Source organism: Halomarina halobia, from assembly GCF_029338575.1.
Lineage (GTDB): Archaea > Halobacteriota > Halobacteria > Halobacteriales > Haloarculaceae > Halomarina > Halomarina halobia.
Genome location: NZ_CP119992.1, coordinates 901,530 through 919,830, shown reverse-complemented (window position 1 = coordinate 919,830; position 18,301 = coordinate 901,530). Strand labels below are relative to the sequence as shown.

The following is an 18,301-nucleotide window of genomic DNA, read 5'->3' as shown; positions in this document are numbered from 1 at the left end:
GACCAGACGATGACACGCGAACCAGCAACCGACACGACCGACACGACCGACGCGGACCGACGAACCGGGTCGCCGACCTACCGACGGACGCTCGGCGAGCTGAGCCACACGAACCCCTACACCGACGAGGCGTTCGGCGACAGCGTCGTCTACGAGCGCGGCCCGTTCGTCGCCGCCGACGGCGGGCGCGACCCGGCGCGCGAGCCCGCCGGGGACGACCCGACGCTGGGTGACGTCGACCACGAGCCGCCGCACGGCGAGGGGGTGAACCGCGTCCACGAGCGCGGCGAGGAGGCCCAGGAGCCCCGAGAGAGCGGCGCGAGCGGCGAGGGCCGCGGGGAGTCCGCGTGAACGTGAATAGCGTACGGCCCGTAGGAGTACGACGATGAGTCGGGGAACGCTCTACGACAAGGTGTGGGACCGTCACCGCGTGGGCACGCTGCCGAGCGGGCAGGATCAGCTGTTCGTCGGCCTCCACCTCGTCCACGAGGTGACCAGCCCGCAGGCGTTCGGCATGCTCGAGGAGCGCGGCCTGGAGGTCGCCCGCCCGGACCGCACGCACGCGACGGTGGATCACATCGTCCCGACGGCGGACCAGTCCCGGCCCTACGCCGACGAGGCCGCCGAGGAGATGATGTCGGCGCTGGAGTCGAACGTCGCCGACAGCGCCATCGACTTCGACGACCCGACGACGGGCCGGCAGGGCATCGTCCACGTCATCGGTCCGGAGCAGGGGCTCACCCAGCCCGGGATGACTATCGTCTGCGGGGACTCCCACACCTGCACGCACGGCGCGTTCGGCGCGCTCGCGTTCGGCATCGGGACGAGTCAGATCCGCGACGTGCTCGCCACGCAGTGCATCGCGCTGGAGAAGAAGCAGGTGCGCCGGATCGAGGTCACCGGCGAACTCGGCGAGGGCGTCACGGCCAAGGACGTGATCCTCGCGCTCATCCGCGACCTCGGCACCGACGGCGGCGTCGGCTACGTCTACGAGTACGCGGGCGAGGCCGTCGAGTCGCTGTCGATGGAGGGCCGGATGAGCATCTGCAACATGTCCGTCGAGGCCGGCGCGCGCACGGGTTACGTCAACCCCGACGGGACGACCTACGAGTGGCTGCGCGAGACCGACGCCTTCCGGGACGACCCGGAGCGGTTCGACCGACTGCGCGAGTACTGGGAGTCGATTCGCTCCGACGCGGACGCCGAGTACGACGACGTGTACGAACTCGACGGCTCCGCCCTGGAGCCGATGGTCACCTGGGGAACCACGCCCGGCCAGGGCGTCGGCATCTCCGATCCGATCCCCGATCCCGAGGACCTCCCGGACGGGAAGCGGGAGGTGGCGGCGCGCGCCCAGGAGCACATGCGCGTCACGCCCGGCGAGACGATGGAGGGCTACCCAGTGGACGTCGCCTTCCTCGGCTCCTGCACCAACGCCCGGCTCTCCGACCTGCGCGACGCCGCGCGCGTCGTCCGCGGGCGCGAGGTCCACCCCGACGTGCGGGCGATGGTCGTCCCCGGTAGCCAGCGGGTGAAGGCCGCCGCCGAGGCCGAGGGGCTGGACGACGTGTTCCGCGAGGCGGGCTTCGACTGGCGGGCCGCGGGCTGCTCGATGTGCCTCGGGATGAACGAGGACCAGCTGGTGGGCGACGAGGTCTGTGCCTCCTCCTCGAACCGCAACTTCGTCGGCCGGCAGGGCAGCCCCGAGGGTCGGACGATCCTCATGAGTCCGGCGATGGTCGCCGCCGCCGCCGTGACCGGCGAGGTGACGGACGTACGGGAGCTGCCGGAGGTGGCCGTCGCATGAGTCAGGGTGAGGGCGCGGAGCCCGTCCGCCGCGTCGAGGGGACGGGCGTCCCGGTCCGCGGCGACGACATCGACACGGACCAGATCATCCCGGCGCGCTTCCTGAAGGTCGTCACCTTCGACGGCATCGGCGAGTTCGCGTTCTTCGACCAGCGGTACGACAGCGCGGCTCCTCCGGAGCCGCGAGACGGAGACGGCGAAGCCGTCGAAGTGGACGACGAGCCGAAGGACCACCCGTTCAACGAGGCGCGCTTTCGGGACGCCTCGGTGCTCGTCGTGAACAGCAACTTCGGCTGCGGCTCCTCGCGCGAGCACGCCCCACAGGCGCTCATGCGCTGGGGGATCGACGCGGTGGTGGGCGAGAGCTTCGCCGAGATCTTCGCGGGCAACTGCCTCGCGCTCGGCATCCCGACCGTCACCGCCGACGCGGGGGCGATCGAGGCCCTCCAGGACTTCGTCGACGCGCACCCCGACGAACCGGTCGCCGTGGACGTGGCCGCAGAGCGCGTCAGCTACGACGACGTGACGGTCGAAGCGTCCGTCGACGAGACCCAACGCACCGCGCTGGTCGAGGGGAAGTGGGACACCACGGCCCTCATGGCCGCGAACGAGGAGGGGATCGAGGCCACGGCAGCCTCGCTCCCGTACGTCGATGACTGACCGGATCGCCGTCGTCCCCGGCGACGGGATCGGGCGGGAGGTCGTCCCGGCCGCCGTCGAGGTGCTCTCGGCGCTCCCCGTCGACATCGAGTTCGTCGAGGCCGAGGCGGGCGACCGCGTCCGCGACGAGACCGGCGAGGCGCTCCCCGAGGGGACGGTCGAGGTCGTCAGCGGGGCCGACGCCACCCTGTTCGGCGCGGCCGGGGAGACCGCCGCGGACGTGATCCTCCCACTACGGGCCGCGGTGGGGGGGTACGCGAACGTCCGGCCCGCCCGGGCCTACCCCGGCGTGGACGCGCTCAAACCCGAGACGGACCTCGTGTTCGTCCGCGAGAACACCGAGGGCGTCTACGCGGGCATCGAGAGCGAGATCGCGCCGGGCGTGACGACGCTCACCCGCGTCGTCACCGAGGAGGCCTCCCGGCGCATCGCCGAGTTCGGCTTCGACTACACCGAGGCGCGCGGCGACGACGTCACCGTCGCGCACAAGGCGAACGTGATGCGCACCACCGACGGGCAGTTCCTCGACGCGGTGCGCGCCGTCGCCGACGAGCGCGGCGCGGCCCACGAGGAGGCGCTGATGGACGCGCTCGCGATGCACCTCGTCCTCCGCCCGGAGGAGTACGGCGTCGTGATCTGCCCGAACCTCGCGGGGGACGTGCTCTCGGACCTCGCGGCGGGGCTCGTCGGCGGGCTCGGCCTCCTCCCGAGCGCCAACGTCGGCGACGACAACGCGCTGTTCGAACCCGTCCACGGCACCGCGCCGGACATCGCCGGCGAGGGGATCGCCAACCCCGTGGCGACGATCCTGAGCGCGGCGATGCTGCTCGAACACCTCGGGCACGACGAGGAGGGCGCGCGCGTCCGCTCGGCGGTCGAGGCCGTCCTGGAGGACGGCCCGCGCACGCCCGACCTGGGCGGGAGTGCGACTACCGAGGACGTGACCGACGCGATCGTCGGACGGCTGGGCTGACTACTCCCCCCTCTCCCCCTCGCTCGCCGCTTCCCTGATCTCGTCCCACCGTCCGCGATCCTCCAGGAACGCCTGCAGGCGTTCGGCGTACTCCGCGACGAGCGCGTCCGCCCGCCGCACCTTCTCCTCGTCGAAGCTGTCGCCGCCGCCACCGCCGAGGCCGAGCGCGCTCTTGATGGAGCCGAACAGTCCGCCACCGCCCCCGCCGCCGGAGGAACTGCCCGCGCCCGCGCCGCCCGCCCCCATCGGTCCCCGGTTCGCCATGCGCTCCAGTTCGGGGACGACGGCGGGGAGGCTCTCGGTGTTCCCGACGAGGCGCGCCCGCTCGGGGTCCTCGGGGTGTTCGATCTCGAACTCGGTCGCGGTCATGATCAGCCCCCACTGCTGTCGGGTGAACTCGGAGGCCTCGATGCGCTCCTCGAACGCCCGGTCGGTCGCCATGCGCGCGCCGACGATGCGGTCGGTCCAGTCTGTCATACCGGCCGTTGGATCCGCCGGGCTATCAAACCCCGCTCGCTAGAAGTCCGGGAGGTCGTCGGGCGCTTCGAACTCGGACTCCCAGTCGATGTACTCCTCCTTGAGCACGTCGGAGACGACCTGACCGAGTTCGGTCAGGCCGGCGTTGATGGCCGACACCTTGCCCCAGGAGTCGAGGTCGGGGTGGAGGTCGCGCTCGCGCCAGTCCTCGGGGAGGCCGGGGGCGTGATAGCCCACCCGCCCGGCGAAGTCGTCCCAGAAGAAGTCGAACTCCGAGACGAGATCGAGGTCGAGGACGATCCCCCACTCCGTCTCGCCGACGTCGGTGTGCTCGCGCCACTCGTTGAACGACCGCTCCCACGCGCCGTCGCGGAGGAACGCCTCCAGTTCCTCGCGGCGGTACTCGTCGCCCATCACGTCCGCGTCCGCGTAGTCGTCGGGGTCGAGCGCGTGCTGGAGTTCGGGGGGGTCGGGGGCCTCCGCGTCGAGACTCATGGACCACCGTAGGGACGCCGAGGGCAAAAGCGTGCGTCAGACCCGCCGCGCGACGACGGCGAGGTGATCGTCGTGGAACGGTTCGAGGCGGGCGGTCCCGAGCACCTCGTAGCCCGCCAGGTCGTCGAGGAAGGCGTCGAAGACGTCGGCGGGGTCCGCGGTCACGTCCTCGCTGCGCGCCTTCACGGCGGCGAGCAGGCGGCCCCCCTCGCGGAGGAACCGCCGGTTCGCGGTCGCGACGCGCGCCTGCCCGCGGGTGGCGACGTCCTGCACGATCGCGTCCACCGGCTCGACGACGTGCGCGTACGTCTCGGGCCTCCGCGCGTCCTTGAGCAGCGGGAAGAGGTTCGGGCGGGACTCGGCGACCGAGAGCAGGTCGCGGGCGGGGCGGGCGGCGAACTCGACCGCGTAGGTCGGGCCGGCGAAGTCGGCGACGTGGCTCGCCGTCGTCCCGGAGGCCGCGCCGAGGTAGAGGACGGTCTCGCCGCCCGCGAGGCCGGTGTCCATCCCCTTCTCCAGCATCGCGCCGAGCTTCGAGCGGCGGGCGTCCCACAGCCGCCAGCCCCCGTCGGTCGGCTCGCCGTAGACGGGTTCGCCACGGGTCGCGAGGCGCTCCCGACCGTCGAACGGCCGGCGCTCGACGCCCGCGGGTAGCGACGGCGTCACGCCTCCCGCCCCCGGATGCGCTCGATGCGCGCGTCCAGTTCCGCCGCCAGTTCGGGCTTCGGGTCGCCCGAGTAGTAGTCCACCCGGGCGGCGATCGAGAGCTTGCCCGCGAGCGCCCGCGCGGCCGACCCCCGCTGATCCGGGCGGGTCCCCTTCACGTACTCGTGGACGTAGATGACGCCGTGTTTCGGCGACGGCCCGCGGCCCCGCAGGTGGGCGAACAGCGCGTCCTCCGCGCCCAGCACCTGCACGGTGCCGCTCGGCTTCTTCGCCAGCGCGCCGAGGCCCCCCGCGAGGGCGATCAGCCGCGCGGCGAGCACCGGTCCGGCCAGCGTCGAGAGGTTCGGCGCGACCTCGGGGGCGGTCCGCTCGACGTACCCCCTGAGCGCCTCGCTCTCGTCCGCGAGGTCGGCGACCCGCGCCGCGAGCGCGACGAGGCGCTCGTCGGTCGGGCCCGCCGGATCCGCCTCGGCCACCTCGCGGGCGTACTCGACGCCGGTCCCCGCGTCCTCGAAGCGGCTGCCCGCCCACTCCGCGACGCGCTCGGCGAGTTCGTTCGCCACGCGCTCGGCGTCGTCCATCGCGCGCACCGCGTGGACGAGCTGGCGGTCGTCCGCGCTCTCGCGCTCCCGGACCGCCTCGCGGGCGGCGGCCGTGGTCGCCTCGCGGAGCAGGGCGTAGTACTCGTCCTCGTCGGCGGCGAAGCCCGTCTCGACCGCCAGCGCGGGCCAGTCTGCCGGTGACTCCGCGGAACCCGTTTCGATGGCTTCGCGCGCACCGTCGAGGTCCCCACGACTCACCCCCTCGAACCAGCACGCTCCCGCCGGAGTGTCCTCACTCATGCATCGTTCGTGTAAGGGGTGAGAGATCAGTTCACGGTTTCGACTCGCTATGCCCCCTCGGTCGGCGGAGCGTGGTTCACCTCTCAGAGAGCGGCGAACGCGTCAAAGTATCGTCGGGGAAGGGACGACCCCCGTCCGTGTCGCGTCGCACCGGTGGACGCCAGGAACGTTTCCCCTCGTTACAGCGGCAGGCCCGCGGCGTCCATCGGAGAATCCGGTCGTCGTCGGACGCCGGTGATCCCCTCGAGTCGCGGTTGCTCGTCGTGAAGTAGAGACTGGCCGCTCGGGCGACGACGCTGCGGATCCGACCGAACTCGTCCGCGAACAGCGCCTCGTCCGTTCGCACCGTTCGATGGTCGTCGGCAAACGTGATACAGCGGAGGTGTTTCCCCGCCAGGTTTCCGAAGTAGAACGCGCCGCGGTAGAACTCGGCGCTCGCGGGTGCGATCGTCGGCGTGTACGAGACGAGAGGATCGGTGAATCGGGGGTCGTCGCTCGGCCCGGTTACCTCCGGCCAGCCGTAATTGTGGCCCTGCTGGATGAGATTTACCTCGTCGTCGGTGTCGGGTCCGTGCTCCGTGCTGTATAGCTCCCCTGTTTCGGGGTGAAAGGCGAGCCCTTCGGGATTCCGGTGTCCGTAGCTGAAGACGGCGGTTCCGAAGGGATTGTCCGCGGGTACGGAGCCGTCAGGGTCGAGCCGAAGGATCGCACCGTGGAGCGTCTGCGGATCCTGGGCCTTCGTCCTTTCCTGTGCATCGCCGCACGTCACGTATAGCTTACCGTCGGGACCGAAAGCGAGGCGACCGCCGTCGTGTGTGCTCGCGCCGGGAATGTCGTCGAAAATAACGTCACCTCGGAGCAGACTGCCGTCCTCCAGGTGACACCTGATAATCCGGTTTTTGATGCCGTCGTCCTCGTACGTCTGGTACAAGTACATCGCCCGGGAGGCGGGAAACGCGGGTGAAAGCGCCAGACCGAGGAGTCCCCCCTCACCGATCGCCCGCGTGTCGGGGAACTCCGCGAGCGTGTCCACGCTCCCGTCGGGACGGAGGCGATTGACTCTCCCCGGTCGTTCGGTGAAATACAGCGTTCCGTCGGGACCGAACTCCACACCCCACGGGACCTCGAGACCCGAAGCGACCGTTTCGACGCCCGAATCGCGAGAACCGTGGTCGCGGTGGCGGGTAGTCGCTCCGGCGCGACCGCTCACGAGACCGACTGTACAGAGACTCCCGACGCCGCTGAGCCACTGTCGGCGTGATATACCCATGGAAAATACATTATTATCGATAGTATATTAAATTAATTACGAAGATAGTGGTTCCATACTGTAGCACGCAGGTCGCCGTCTCGTCGAGGCGGTCGAGCAGCGTGTGGAGAGATAGCGGGGGTGCTCGTGCGACACACGGGCGTACTCGGAGAAACGTCGAACGCGGATTCGCGAGGGGCCGGGAAGGGGGGCGCACTCCGATACCCGCCGGGCGTATTCGGTGCGCGACCGGGTACCGGTGGCGGGATCGGGAACACGTCTTCTCGGCCGACGCGTCACCGGAGGTGATCGAGCACGGGCCGGTCGAACCGTCTCCCCCTACTGACGACCACCTCGTGTCCCAGCCCGTCGAGGCGCTCGAACGCGCCGTCGGGGAGGGCGTCCGCGGTCCGGCGGAACGCCCGCTCGGCGAAGAAGGGGTCGCGCGTCCCGCCGACGACGAGCGTCGGCGCGTCGATCTCGTGGAGGCGGTCGCGCGCGTCGTGCGCGAGGCACGCCCGCGCCGAGACGTCGAAGTCGATCGCGGTCGGCGGGATCTGTGAGAGCAGGTCGTAGGGGTAGGTCGCCGCGCGCAGCAGGCGGCGGCGCGCGCCGACGGCCACGGCGTCGACGCCAGCGCGGTAGACGCGCCCCCACTCGCCCGCGGCGGCCCAGTCGCGCCACCGCTCGACCGTCGCGCGTCCGCGGTCGCTCAGGCGGGCGGCCGCGAGCCCGAGGACGACGCGCGCCGCGAGGTCCGGCCGGTCGGCGGCGAGGTGCTGGACGACGAACCCGCCCATCGAGAGCCCGAGGAGGTTCGCCGGGGCGAGGTCGCCCTCGCCGAGCGCGTCGGCGAGGGCGTCCGCCATGTCGCGCGTCGTCGTCCTCGCCGGCAGGCCCGCGGGTCGGCTGAGCGCGTAGATCGGCCCCGGGTAGCCCCGTCGGCGGAGGCGCGCGCCAAAGGCGGCGACGGCCCCCGCGAACCAGAGGGCGTCCGTCACGCGGAGCAGGGGGTCGTTGAGGCCCGTGACGACGACGAGCGGCGGCGCGGCGCTCGTCTCGGCCGGCGGGCCGACGTGGACGAACGGGTGATCGCGCAGTTCGCCGAGGCGCACGTCGAGCATTCGCTACCGGACGTGACGGGCGAGCGGTAGAAAAGTGCGCTGCCGGCGTTTCGACGCCCGTGCGCCGCCCGAACCGCCGCCGCTCGGATCAGAGCACGCCGAAGCCGAACATCGGGCCGAACAGGGCGTGGAGGCCGACGCCGACGAGCAGCGCCGGGATCGTCGTGTAGATGCTGGCGACGACGGCGGCCTTCTTGTCGATGGCGATGAGCGGGAACAGCGCGTCGCCGTCCTGGCTGATGGCGTTCGCGGTGAGCGCGGAGAACGGGATCGCGCCCTCGGCGTACGCCGTCGCGAGGACGATCTGAGGGCCGCAGCCGGGGATGAGGCCGAGGGCCGCGCCCGCGATCGGCGCGAGCAGCCCCGCGGCGGCCGCGATGGCGGCCACGTCGAGGTTCAGCAGCGCGACGGGGTACTCATACAGCAGGTACGCCGCGAGCACCCATACCGTGACGAAGGAGGTCTCCATCGCCGCGTGGGTGAGCGTCTCGGTCACGTTGGCGAACGTGTCCCGTCCGCGGCCGACGTGCCCGTGGCCGACGTAGCGCCGCCCGACGAAGTAGAGGTAGAACGACAGGGCGGTGCCGGCGACGCCGAAGACGGTGAACGCCCCGGCGTAGTCGAGGCCGAGGCGGATCGGCACGTCCGGGGCACCACGAGCGAGGTAGAGCACGCCCGCGACGAGCGCGCCGACCGCGGCGATCCACCAGAGGCCGAGCGCGAGTTCGCTCAGGCGCGTCAGGAGGGGCGACTCGCCCGTCGGGGCGTCCACCTCGCAGCACTCCGCGGCCTCGTAGTGGTGGACCTGGCTCCCCCCCGGCGTCGGGAGCCCGCCGTTGGCGACCGCGCCGCCGTCGGTGACGGCCGTCTCGAGCCGCCCGACGGCGCGGTCGACGCGGCCGACGCCGAGGCCGACCGTGTCGACGGCGTAGCCGAAGACGACGGCGGAGACGAAGGCGATGGCGTAGGCGTACAGCCCCGCCTCGGGCGCGAGCGCGAGGATGACGAACGCCGAGTCGCCCGCGGTGGCGATGAGCGTCGCCACGACGGTGCCGAAGCTCACGGTGCCGCGGACGTAGAGCGGCATCATCACGATCGCCCCGCCGCAGCCGGGGGTGAGCCCCATGAGCGCCCCGACGAACGGCTGGGCGCGCTCGTGCTCGCGGAGCTTCTGGATGAGCCGCCCGTCCGTCTTGTACTGCACGTAGCTGAACAGCAACACGGTGACCGCGACGAACGCGCTGACCTGCACGAAGCCGTCGCGCACGGAGGCGACGAAGATATCGACGACGACGTCAAGCATCGGGATCACCGCCAGACCACGGATTAGACATCTCTAAAAATGTATTTAGCACCACCGTCCAAATAGTTGGCGGAACCGTACGATCCGACGATAGGATCGACGGTCGACCCGTACCGTCATAACGGCTCGCACGAAGGGGGAGCCATGACGGAAGCGTACCTCATCGGCGCGGGCCAGTCGGACTTCGGCTCGTTTCCGGACGAGAGCTATCGGTCGCTGTTCGCGACGGCGTACGGGGCCGCGCACGACAGCGTCCCGAACGGGATCGAGGCGGCGGAGATAGACGAGGCGTACGTCGGGACCCTGGGCGTCGGCGGGCGACAGCTCGGGCTCCCGGGACCGGCCGTGACGGAGCACGTCGGCCTGGACGGCGTCCCCTGCACGCGGGTCGAGAACGCCTGCGCCGCGAGCGGCTACGCGGTCCGGCAGGCGGTCACGGCGATCAAGGCGGGCATGGCCGACGTGGTCCTCGCGGGCGGCGTCGAGGTGATGACCGACGTCTCGGGCGACGCCGTCAGGTTCTGGCTCGGCGTCTCGGGCGAGACCGAGTGGGAGCGCCTCTCGGGGACGACGTTCGCGGGCGTCTACGCGCAGATGGCGAGCGCGCACATGGACGAGCACGGGACGACGGCCGAACACCTCTCGCACGTCGCGGTGAAGAACCACGCGAACGGCGCGAAGAACCCCCACGCCCAGCTCGGGTTCGAGTGCTCGCTGGAGGACGCGATGAGCGCCCCCACCGTCGCCGACCCCCTCACGCTCTATCACTGCTGTCCGACCACGGACGGCGCGGCGTGCGTCCTCCTCGCCAGCGAGGACGTCGTCGAGGAGTTCACCGACGACCGCATCCGGGTGGCGGGCGTCGGGGCCGCGAGCGACGCGGTGGGGCTGTTCCAGCGCGACACCTACACGTCCGTTCCGGCCTCGCGGGAGGCCGCACAGCGGGCCTACGCGATGGCCGGCGTCGCACCCGAGGACCTCGACTTCGCGGAGGTCCACGACTGCTTCGCCATCGCCGAGCTCATGGCCTACGAGGACCTCGGGCTGTGCGAACCGGGCGAGGCCGGCGAGTTCGTCGCCTCCGGCGCGACCGCCATCGACGGCGAGCTCCCCGTCAACACCTCCGGGGGCCTGAAGTCGAAGGGTCACCCCATCGGCGCGACCGGCGCGGGACAGGTCGTCGAGGCGTTCAAGCAGCTCTCGGGGGCGGCCGGCGGGCGACAACTCGACGACCCGCGGATCGGGCTCACCCACAACGTCGGCGGCAGCGGCGGCGCGGCCGTCGTCCACGTCTTCGAACGCGAGGAGGGGGGTTCCTCGGGAGGGCCGAGTGACCGGGGAGCGCGGGGGAGCGAGAACGGGGGTGGTGCGGCGTGATCCGAGCGATCCGCGCCGTCGGCGCGTACGCGCCGGAGTTCCGCCTCCCCGCCGGGGAGATCAGCGAGGCGTGGGGCCGGATGGACGCCGGCGGCGTCGAGTCGGTGGCGGTCCCCGACGCCGACGAGGACGCGCTGACGATGGCCGCGGCGGCGGCCCGGCGCGCGCTCGACGCCGCCGGCGTCGGCGACGACGCGGTCGAGTACCTCGCGCTCGCGACGACCACCCCGCCGCTGGCGGAGGAGGAGCTCACCCCCCGGCTCGCCTCGATGCTCGGCGTGGGCGAGCGCGCGACGCTACAGGTCCACGCGGGGAGCACGCGCGCCGCCACCCGCGCCCTGCTCTGTGCGCCAGCCGACGCGACAGCGCTCGTGGTCGCCAGCGACGCGCCGCGGGGCGAACCGGGCGACGCCTTCGGGCAGGCGGCCGGCGCGGGCGCGGTCGCCCTGCTCTGCGCGCCCGACGGCGCGGCCCGTGCGGTCGCGTCGGGGGAGTACGCGACGCCCTACCCGGGGACGCGCTTCCGGCGGACCGGCGACGAGGCGCTCTCCGGACTCGGGGTGACGAGCTACGACCGACGGGCGTTCACCGAGACGCTGGCGGGGGCCGCCGAGGGCGTCGAGACCGAGGACGCGACCGCGGTCGCGGTGCAGGCCCCCGACGGGAAGCTCCCCTACCGCGCGGCGGGCGCGCTCGGCGTCGAGGCCGGGGCCGTGAGCGCCTGCGCGACCGTCCACGAACTCGGTGACACGGGCGCGGCGAGCGTCCCGCTCTCGCTCGCTCGGGCGCTCGAAGCGGGACACGGGACGATCGTCGCGGCGGCGTTCGGCAGCGGCGCGGGCGCGGACGTGCTCCGGATCGAGGTCGACGGCGAGGTGCCGGCCGATCTCGCGCTCGACGGGGGCGAGGAGGTGTCCTACGCGCGGGCGCTCCGCCTGCGCGGCGAGATCACGGGCGAGGGGCCGGGGACGGGCGCGGCGTACGTCTCGGTGCCGACGTGGCGGCGCTCGATCCCCCAGCGCCACCGCCTCGTCGCCGGGCGCTGCCCGGAGTGCGGCGCGCTCGCGTTCCCGCCCGAGGGTGCCTGCTCGGAGTGCGGTTCGCTGGTCGAGTACGAACCCGTCGAACTCCCCCGCGAGGGGGTGATCGAGGCGGTGACGCGCATCGGGCGCGGCGGCGCGCCGCCGGAGTTCGCCGAACAGCAGGCCCGATCGGGCGCGTTCGGCGTCGCCATCGTCCGCTTCGAGGTCGACGGTGAGACGACCAGCCTCCCGGCACAACTCGTCGGCGAGGCGGCGGTCGGCGACGCGGTCCGGGCGACGATCCGTCGGATCTACACGCAGGAGGGGGTCACCCGCTACGGGGCGAAGTTCCGCCGCGCGGAGTGAGCGGTGCCTCCACGCGGACGCGGGCGGTTCCGTCCGGGCGCTCGTCGAGCGTCGCATCGCAGCCGAAGGCCCGGATCGCGGCGAGGTTGGTCCGGACGTGGCCGGTGACGTGCGGGATCGCCAGTTCGCCGCCCGAGAGGGCGAGCGCGACGAGCGCCTGATCCGCGAGGTGCGGATCCATCACCGCACCCGCGTCGTGGAGCGCCTCGAACGCCGACGCCGCGTCCGCCGCGACCGCCTCCGAGGGCTTCCCCCGCTCGCCGAGCGCGCTCGCGCCGACCCTCGTCCGCTCGTACTCGCCGACGAGGAGGATCGAGGACCCCGGGCAGTCCGACGCGACGTACTCGACGCGGTCGACCTCGACCGGACGACCCGCCGCGTCGAGGGTATCGACCGCGGCGGCCGCCTGCCTGTCCGCGACCTCGGCGTCCTCGAGCGACGCCGACGCCTTCGAGTACACCGCGACCCGGCGGAGCGACCCGCGCTCGGTGAGGCGAAGCGGCGCGAGCGTCGAGGGGCGGAGTTCGAGCGTCGCCCGCCCGCCGCCCGCCGGATAGAAGCCGGTCCGCTCGCAGTCGACCGACGCGTCGAGGCCGTACCCCCGGAGGAGGGGGATCTTCACCCGGCGGGGGTACTCGATCGGCGGCGACCACGCCACGTCCGTCCCGCCGGTCGCCTCGACGGACAGGGGGGTGTCGAGGGCCGCGGCGAGCGGCAGGAGGGCGTCGAACACCAGCGCGACGCTGCCCGCGGTCCCCACGTCGCGCGCGAGGTCGCCGCCGCGAACCGCCCCCGGCGCGAACGTCACCGTCCGCGAGTCGGGTTCCGCCCCCTCGACGTCGGCCTCGCAGGCGGCGGCGACGAGGTCCACCGCGGCGAGGTGCTGGGGGCGCAGCCCCGGGTTCGGTCGCGCGCCACGCACGTCGTCGACGCGGACGCGCCGTCCGGTCACGGCCGCGAGCGAGAGCGCAGTTCGCAGGACCTGTCCGCCCCCCGCCGCGCCGTCGATCTCGATCGCGCCCATCGCTCACCGCACGACGGTCACCGGGACGGTCGCCCGCTCGACGAGGCCCGCCGCGACGCTGCCGACGAGTCCCTCGTACTGCGGTGTCATGCCGCGGTGGCCGACGAATATCGCGTCGGCGTCCCGTCGCGAGGCGAGCTCGGTGACGGACTCGACGGGATCGCCGTAGAGCAGTTCCGTCTCGACGTCGAGCCCCCGCTCGCGGGCGTACTCGCGCGCCCGCCCGAGGACGTACTCGCCGCGGGCCTCGGCGTCGCCCTCGTCCTCGATGACGAGGTGGTTCTCCGCGTCGGCGAAGCTCGCCACCGGCGCGTCGGCGGCGTACTCGCGGACCGCCGGATCAACGGCGTAGACGACCGCGACCGCCGCGTCGGTCGTCGCGGCGAGATCAAGGGCGTACTCGAGCGCTCGCTCGCTCTGCTCCGAGCCGTCGGTTGCGACGATGAACTGCATGGCTGTCACCGTTCGCCCTACGTTCGTGCGGGCAATGACGGTACCGCCGCGGTCACCCCCCGGGCGGCTTTAACAACTATTTTACGTCGCCGCCCGCTCACACCGTGTATGAGCGCAGAACAGCGCGGGGCGCGCAAGTGCGTCTCGTGCGGGATCAACATCTCCGGGACGAACGCCGCCGCGTTCAACTGTCCCGACTGTGGTCGCCAGATCTATCGCTGCTCGAAGTGCCGCAAGCAGAGCAACCTCTACGAGTGTCCCCAGTGCGGGTTCACCGGTCCGTAACACCATGGGAAAAGTCGCAGCCCGAATGAAAGTCATGCCGCAGAGCCCCGACGTCGACCTCGACGACCTCCAGGATCGCCTGGAGAACTCGCTTCCCGAGGGCGCGAAGATCAACCGGGTCGACCGCGAGAACGTCGCGTTCGGCCTCATCGCGCTCATGCCGACGGTCATCGTCCCCGACGACGCGGGCGGTACGGAGGCCATCGAGGAGGCCTTCTCCGACGTCGACGGCGTCGAGAGCGTCGCCGTGGACGAAGTCGGCCGCATCTGAACGTCCGAACCGTTCGCTTTCTCCCGACCGTCGCGGTCGATCCGCGATCCGAACCCCCGGAGACGGATCATCGTCCGCGGTACGCCCAGAGCACCCGGTCTGCACCTCCCCGCGCATCGACTCGGGGTGGTACTCGCCGCTCGAGTCCTCGACGGTAGGTTCGTGCTCGACGCCGTCGAGGTTCTCCCGGACGATTCCGTGGGTGGTAACCGGGAGCGAGGGTGAGCGTGGGGTTCGTCCGCCCTCGATGCTCGCCGGGGCCCGGCCGACCCAGCCCGCGGTATCGCCGCCCAGGCGGATCTGCTCGCCCGCGCCGCCGCCCGTGGCGTTCGGCGCGTTGCCGCCGGTTTCGTCCTCGTCGCCACCGCCCGCGGGACCGGCGCGGCCGGCCAGTCCGACGACCGCGCCGGTGAGGACCGCACCGCCCGCTCTGAGAACGCTCCGCCGTACCATCTCGTGTCACGTGTTCGATTCGAACGGTAGTCCTCGAACGAAGGCACGGGTGGCGGCGAGTCGCTCACGACTGGCGGGCGTCGTTCCCGCGGGCCGTTGCCGCGTCGACGGTTCCCGGGGCGGGCGTGGAACGCACCTTTTATAACGCTGACCGGGAAAGGTACGGCAAATGCCGAGTTCCAAGGGCCCTCTTCACGGAACCCGAGAGAAGCTGTCGAATGATCCGCGCGAGCGCGGGACGTCCCCGCCCCAGCGCGCCATCCAGCAGTACGAGGTGGGCGAGAAGGTCCACCTGAAGATCGACCCGAGCGTCCCCGAGGGGCGCTTCCACCCGCGGTTCAACGGTCACACCGGGGAAGTCGTCGGCGAGCAGGGGCGCGCGTTCAAGGTGGAGATCAACGACGGCGGCAAGCGCAAGACGCTCATCGCCCGCCCCGCGCACCTCCGCCGACAGCGGAACGAATAGATGACGATATTCAAGGAGATCCTGGACGAGGAATACCTCACCGTCTCCGAGGCGAAGGAGCTGCTGTCGGACATCGAGAGCGAGCGCGCCCTCGCCGAGGACCGCGAGATGCGCTACGAGCTGGCGCGCGCCATCGAGCACGTCAACCGCTTCGCCGAACTCAGCGCCGAGGACTCCCGCGCGCTCGTCGAGGACCTCGAAGGGTTCGAGAAGATCGACGACGAGACGGCCCACAAGATCGCGGACCTGCTCCCGCGCAACCGCGACGAGCTTCGCGCCGTCTTCGCCCAGCAGCGCTACTCGCTCTCGGGCGACGAACTCGACGAGATCCTCAACGCGGTCGCGAAGTACGCGTAGCTCCCCGTCAGCGCCCCTACCTTCGTTTCTCGCGGACGTTCTGCGACCGCGAGCGGCCGCGTCTCCGACTCGACCCCGGTGGGTAGCCCGCTTCACGCCGGACGCGGAATCCGCGTCTGCAATTCAGTTAAATACGCGCTCCCCGTCTTGGTACCTATGACGGACCCCGACAGCGACACAGTCGCCGTCGTCCTCGACTATCTGCCTCACGGGCGGGCAGACGACGACCGCCCTCAGTACCAGAAGCCGTCGCTCGCCCTCGCGCTCGGCGTCGACGACTTCGGGCTCTACGAGTGCGTGCTCGCCGAGGGGGCCGATCTCTCCATCGGCGACCGGTTCTCGCTCTCCGACGACGCCGTCGAGAGCGTCCGCGGGATCGACTACGACGACCTCTCCGGGGGGGGTCGCTCCGAACTCAAGTACGCGGTCGAGGGTATCGTCGACGAGGACGAACGGCGCTTCGTGGACCACTACAACGAGGCCCAGCCCATCACGCTCCGACTCCACCAGTTGAACCTGCTTCCGGGCATCGGGAAGAAACTCCGCAACTCGATCCTGGAGGAGCGAAAGCGCAAACCCTTCGAGAGCTTCGAGGAACTCGACGAGCGGGTCAAGGGGCTGCACGACCCCCGCGGGATCCTCGTCGAGCGGATCATGGAGGAGATCCGCGAGGAAGACCTGAAGTACCGTTCGTTCGTTCGGTGAGCCCGAGGGCCTTTCTTCCACCGCACGTGACGGAGATCGTACAGCGCTAGGTCATCCCCACCCATGACCTCTCTACTCCCATGAGTTCCGAGGAAGAGTACCTGCGGCGAACCGACACCGAGGCGCGCTTCGAGTTCAAGAAGGAGCAGCGCGCCGCGTTCAAGTCCGAGAAGGGGCTGACCGAGGAGACGGTACGGCTCGTAAGCGAGGACAAGGCCGAGCCGGAGTGGATGTTGCAGCGCCGCCTGCGCGCGCTGCGGCAGTTCCACGAGATGCCGATGCCGACCGGCTGGCCGGGCCAGCCCGACCTCTCGGAGGTCGACGTCGACGAGATCGTCCCGTACATCCGACCGGACGTCGAGGTGCGGGGGGGCGTCGACAGCTGGGAGGACCTCCCGGATGACATCAAGGACACCTTCGACAAACTGGGTATCCCCGAGGCGGAGCGCAACTCGCTGTCCGGCGTGGGCGCGCAGTACGAGTCGGAGATCGTCTACCAGAACATGCGCGCGGAGTGGGAGAGCGAGGGGGTGATCTTCATGGACATGGACCGCGCGGTCCGCGAGCACCCCGACCTGGTCGAGGAGTACTTCATGACGAAGTGCGTTCCGCCGAGCGACAACAAGTTCGCCGCCCTCCACGGCGCGATCTGGTCGGGTGGGAGCTTCGTCTACGTCCCGGAGGGCGTCACCGTGGAGATGCCGATCCAGGCGTACTTCCGGATGAACTCCGAGGGGATGGGCCAGTTCGAACACACCCTCATCATCGCCGAAGCCAACTCCGAGGTCCACTACATCGAGGGCTGCTCCGCACCCAAGTACAGCCACTTCAACCTCCACTCCGGCTGCGTCGAGGTGTTCGTCAAGGAGGGCGCACACGTCCAGTACTCCACCGTCCAGAACTGGTCGAAGAGCACCTACAACCTCAACACCAAGCGCGCCATCGTGGAGGCGGACGGCCGCATGGAGTGGATCTCCGGCTCGATGGGCTCGAAGGCCACGATGCTCTACCCGGCGACCATCCTCAAGGGGCCGGGCGCGAGCGACAACCACATCACGATCGCCTTCGCTGGGCGAGGGCCAGAACATCGACACGGGCGCGAAGGTCTACCACAACGCCCCGAACACGAAGTCCACGATCGTCTCGAAGTCGATCTCGAAGGACGGCGGGCGCACCAACTACCGCGGGCTGGTCCGCATCCCGCGCGGCGCGGTGAACGCGGCCTGCTCGGTCGAGTGCGACGCGCTCATGTTCGACAACGAGTCCGAGTCCGACACGATGCCGCACATCGAGATCAACGAGAGCCGCGTGGACGTGGCCCACGAGGCGACCGTCGGGAAGATCGGCGACGAGGACGTCTTCTACCTCCAGTCGCGCGGACTGGACGACGACGACGCCAAGCAGATGATCGTCGCCGGCTTCATCGAGCCGATCACGGAGGAGCTGCCGATCGAGTACGCGGTCGAACTCAACCGCCTGATCGAACTGGAGATGGAGGGTAGCCTCGGGTGATCGGGACCACCGGTTGATCGGCCGACAGACGGGATCTTCAATTCCTGAATATCTACGAGATACTGAAATACATCGAGATAGAACATTCTCTCGTGGAGAAGTACGTAATGTTCCCGGAACTGGCCGGCGTCGCCGCACTCGCGGTAGCGGGTGGGCTCGCCCTCGCGCTCGTCGTCCTGATCGCGAGGTGGTGTGTGGGAGGGAGTACCGAGGGGTCGCCGAACCCCTCGACGGATCGAACCTCCGAGAGGGTCGTCTCCGTTTCCGTGACTGCCCTGCTGGACCTCGCGTGGATCGTCCCCGGTATCTCGCTTCTCACCGTCTCCGCGCTCGTTCTATATCGATGGGTCGGTAGGTAGCGAGTGCCGCGGTCGAACGTCGGATGACAAACGGTTTACCACGTCCGTAGCGTAGT

Annotated in this window: 21 protein-coding genes and 1 pseudogene; 13 read left to right on the top strand and 9 right to left on the bottom strand. The window is 70.9% G+C overall.

Annotated elements, in window-relative coordinates:
* Nucleotides 1-9 precede the first annotated feature (9 nt).
* From P1K31_RS04985 to P1K31_RS04970, 4 genes are read left to right on the top strand one after another with little or no spacing between them, the layout of a single operon-like run.
* Nucleotides 10-351, top strand: a complete 342-nt coding sequence (locus tag P1K31_RS04985) for a DUF7989 family protein (protein WP_276305178.1) — start codon at nt 10-12, stop codon at nt 349-351.
* Between the two features lie 34 nt (nt 352-385).
* A complete protein-coding gene (gene leuC, locus P1K31_RS04980; protein ID WP_276305177.1) occupies nt 386-1,807 on the top strand; it encodes a 3-isopropylmalate dehydratase large subunit in 1,422 nt (473 codons plus the stop codon).
* The gene (locus tag P1K31_RS04975; RefSeq protein ID WP_276305176.1) at nt 1,804-2,466 is read left to right on the top strand and encodes a 3-isopropylmalate dehydratase small subunit; all 663 of its coding nucleotides are present in this window, start codon (nt 1,804-1,806) and stop codon (nt 2,464-2,466) included. The genes leuC and P1K31_RS04975 overlap by 4 nt, the downstream gene beginning before the upstream one ends.
* Complete coding sequence (locus P1K31_RS04970) at nt 2,459-3,439, top strand: isocitrate/isopropylmalate dehydrogenase family protein (RefSeq protein ID WP_276305175.1); 981 nt, start codon at nt 2,459-2,461, stop codon at nt 3,437-3,439. The genes P1K31_RS04975 and P1K31_RS04970 overlap by 8 nt, the downstream gene beginning before the upstream one ends.
* On the opposite strand, the gene P1K31_RS04965 is transcribed toward P1K31_RS04970, so the two are convergent.
* The 7 genes from P1K31_RS04965 to P1K31_RS04935 form a co-directional block, all read right to left on the bottom strand.
* Complete coding sequence (locus tag P1K31_RS04965; RefSeq protein ID WP_276305174.1) at nt 3,440-3,916, bottom strand: DUF5799 family protein; 477 nt, start codon at nt 3,914-3,916, stop codon at nt 3,440-3,442.
* A 39-nt stretch (nt 3,917-3,955) separates the two neighbouring features.
* The gene (locus P1K31_RS04960; RefSeq protein WP_276305173.1) at nt 3,956-4,411 is read right to left on the bottom strand and encodes a DUF7992 family protein; all 456 of its coding nucleotides are present in this window, start codon (nt 4,409-4,411) and stop codon (nt 3,956-3,958) included.
* 36 nt (nt 4,412-4,447) lie between these two features.
* Nucleotides 4,448-5,077, bottom strand: coding sequence for a fibrillarin-like rRNA/tRNA 2'-O-methyltransferase (locus P1K31_RS04955; RefSeq protein ID WP_276305172.1), 630 nt, complete (start codon nt 5,075-5,077; stop codon nt 4,448-4,450).
* The gene (locus tag P1K31_RS04950; RefSeq protein ID WP_276305171.1) at nt 5,074-5,919 is read right to left on the bottom strand and encodes an NOP5/NOP56 family protein; all 846 of its coding nucleotides are present in this window, start codon (nt 5,917-5,919) and stop codon (nt 5,074-5,076) included. Before P1K31_RS04950 ends, P1K31_RS04955 begins: the two co-directional genes overlap by 4 nt.
* Nucleotides 5,920-5,995: 76 nt before the next feature.
* Nucleotides 5,996-7,189 (bottom strand): PQQ-dependent sugar dehydrogenase, encoded by a 1,194-nt coding sequence (locus tag P1K31_RS04945; protein ID WP_276305170.1) that lies wholly within the window; start codon nt 7,187-7,189, stop codon nt 5,996-5,998.
* A 275-nt stretch (nt 7,190-7,464) separates the two neighbouring features.
* Nucleotides 7,465-8,292 (bottom strand): alpha/beta fold hydrolase, encoded by an 828-nt coding sequence (locus P1K31_RS04940; RefSeq protein WP_276305169.1) that lies wholly within the window; start codon nt 8,290-8,292, stop codon nt 7,465-7,467.
* Nucleotides 8,293-8,380: 88 nt separating this feature from the next.
* Nucleotides 8,381-9,595 carry a putative manganese transporter gene (locus tag P1K31_RS04935; RefSeq protein WP_276305168.1) on the bottom strand — a complete coding sequence of 405 codons (1,215 nt, stop codon included), beginning with the start codon at nt 9,593-9,595 and terminating at the stop codon, nt 8,381-8,383.
* A 144-nt stretch (nt 9,596-9,739) separates the two neighbouring features.
* Here P1K31_RS04935 and P1K31_RS04930 point away from each other — a divergent pair, with 144 nt between their 5' ends.
* Together P1K31_RS04930 and P1K31_RS04925 are read left to right on the top strand one after the other, a co-directional pair.
* A complete protein-coding gene (locus tag P1K31_RS04930) occupies nt 9,740-10,972 on the top strand; it encodes a thiolase domain-containing protein (protein ID WP_276305167.1) in 1,233 nt (410 codons plus the stop codon).
* Nucleotides 10,972-12,360, top strand: coding sequence for a zinc ribbon domain-containing protein (locus P1K31_RS04925; protein WP_368410881.1), 1,389 nt, complete (start codon nt 10,972-10,974; stop codon nt 12,358-12,360). The genes P1K31_RS04930 and P1K31_RS04925 overlap by 1 nt, the downstream gene beginning before the upstream one ends.
* On the opposite strand, the gene rtcA is transcribed toward P1K31_RS04925, so the two are convergent.
* Complete coding sequence (gene rtcA / locus P1K31_RS04920; protein ID WP_276305165.1) at nt 12,323-13,384, bottom strand: RNA 3'-terminal phosphate cyclase; 1,062 nt, start codon at nt 13,382-13,384, stop codon at nt 12,323-12,325. The two genes, P1K31_RS04925 and rtcA, sit on opposite strands and share 38 nt — an antisense overlap.
* 3 nt (nt 13,385-13,387) lie before the next feature.
* The gene (locus tag P1K31_RS04915) at nt 13,388-13,837 is read right to left on the bottom strand and encodes a universal stress protein (protein WP_276305772.1); all 450 of its coding nucleotides are present in this window, start codon (nt 13,835-13,837) and stop codon (nt 13,388-13,390) included.
* A gap of 108 nt (nt 13,838-13,945) precedes the next feature.
* Between P1K31_RS04915 and P1K31_RS04910 the strand changes: the two genes are divergently transcribed.
* The 7 genes and pseudogenes from P1K31_RS04910 (at nt 13,946) to P1K31_RS04880 (ending at nt 18,245) form a co-directional block, all read left to right on the top strand.
* On the top strand, nt 13,946-14,122 hold the full coding sequence (locus P1K31_RS04910) for an HVO_2753 family zinc finger protein (RefSeq protein ID WP_276305164.1): 177 nt from the start codon (nt 13,946-13,948) through the stop codon (nt 14,120-14,122).
* Between the two features lie 4 nt (nt 14,123-14,126).
* Complete coding sequence (locus tag P1K31_RS04905; RefSeq protein WP_276305163.1) at nt 14,127-14,393, top strand: elongation factor 1-beta; 267 nt, start codon at nt 14,127-14,129, stop codon at nt 14,391-14,393.
* A 622-nt stretch (nt 14,394-15,015) separates the two neighbouring features.
* Nucleotides 15,016-15,312, top strand: coding sequence for a 50S ribosomal protein L21e (locus P1K31_RS04900; RefSeq protein ID WP_276305162.1), 297 nt, complete (start codon nt 15,016-15,018; stop codon nt 15,310-15,312).
* Nucleotides 15,313-15,669, top strand: coding sequence for an RNA polymerase Rpb4 family protein (locus tag P1K31_RS04895; protein WP_276305161.1), 357 nt, complete (start codon nt 15,313-15,315; stop codon nt 15,667-15,669).
* Nucleotides 15,670-15,825: 156 nt separating this feature from the next.
* Nucleotides 15,826-16,374, top strand: coding sequence for a DUF655 domain-containing protein (locus P1K31_RS04890; protein ID WP_276305160.1), 549 nt, complete (start codon nt 15,826-15,828; stop codon nt 16,372-16,374).
* 80 nt (nt 16,375-16,454) lie between these two features.
* Nucleotides 16,455-17,886 (top strand): annotated as a pseudogene (sufB, locus tag P1K31_RS04885) (Fe-S cluster assembly protein SufB).
* A gap of 92 nt (nt 17,887-17,978) precedes the next feature.
* Nucleotides 17,979-18,245 carry a hypothetical protein gene (locus tag P1K31_RS04880; RefSeq protein ID WP_276305159.1) on the top strand — a complete coding sequence of 89 codons (267 nt, stop codon included), beginning with the start codon at nt 17,979-17,981 and terminating at the stop codon, nt 18,243-18,245.
* Nucleotides 18,246-18,301 lie beyond the last annotated feature (56 nt).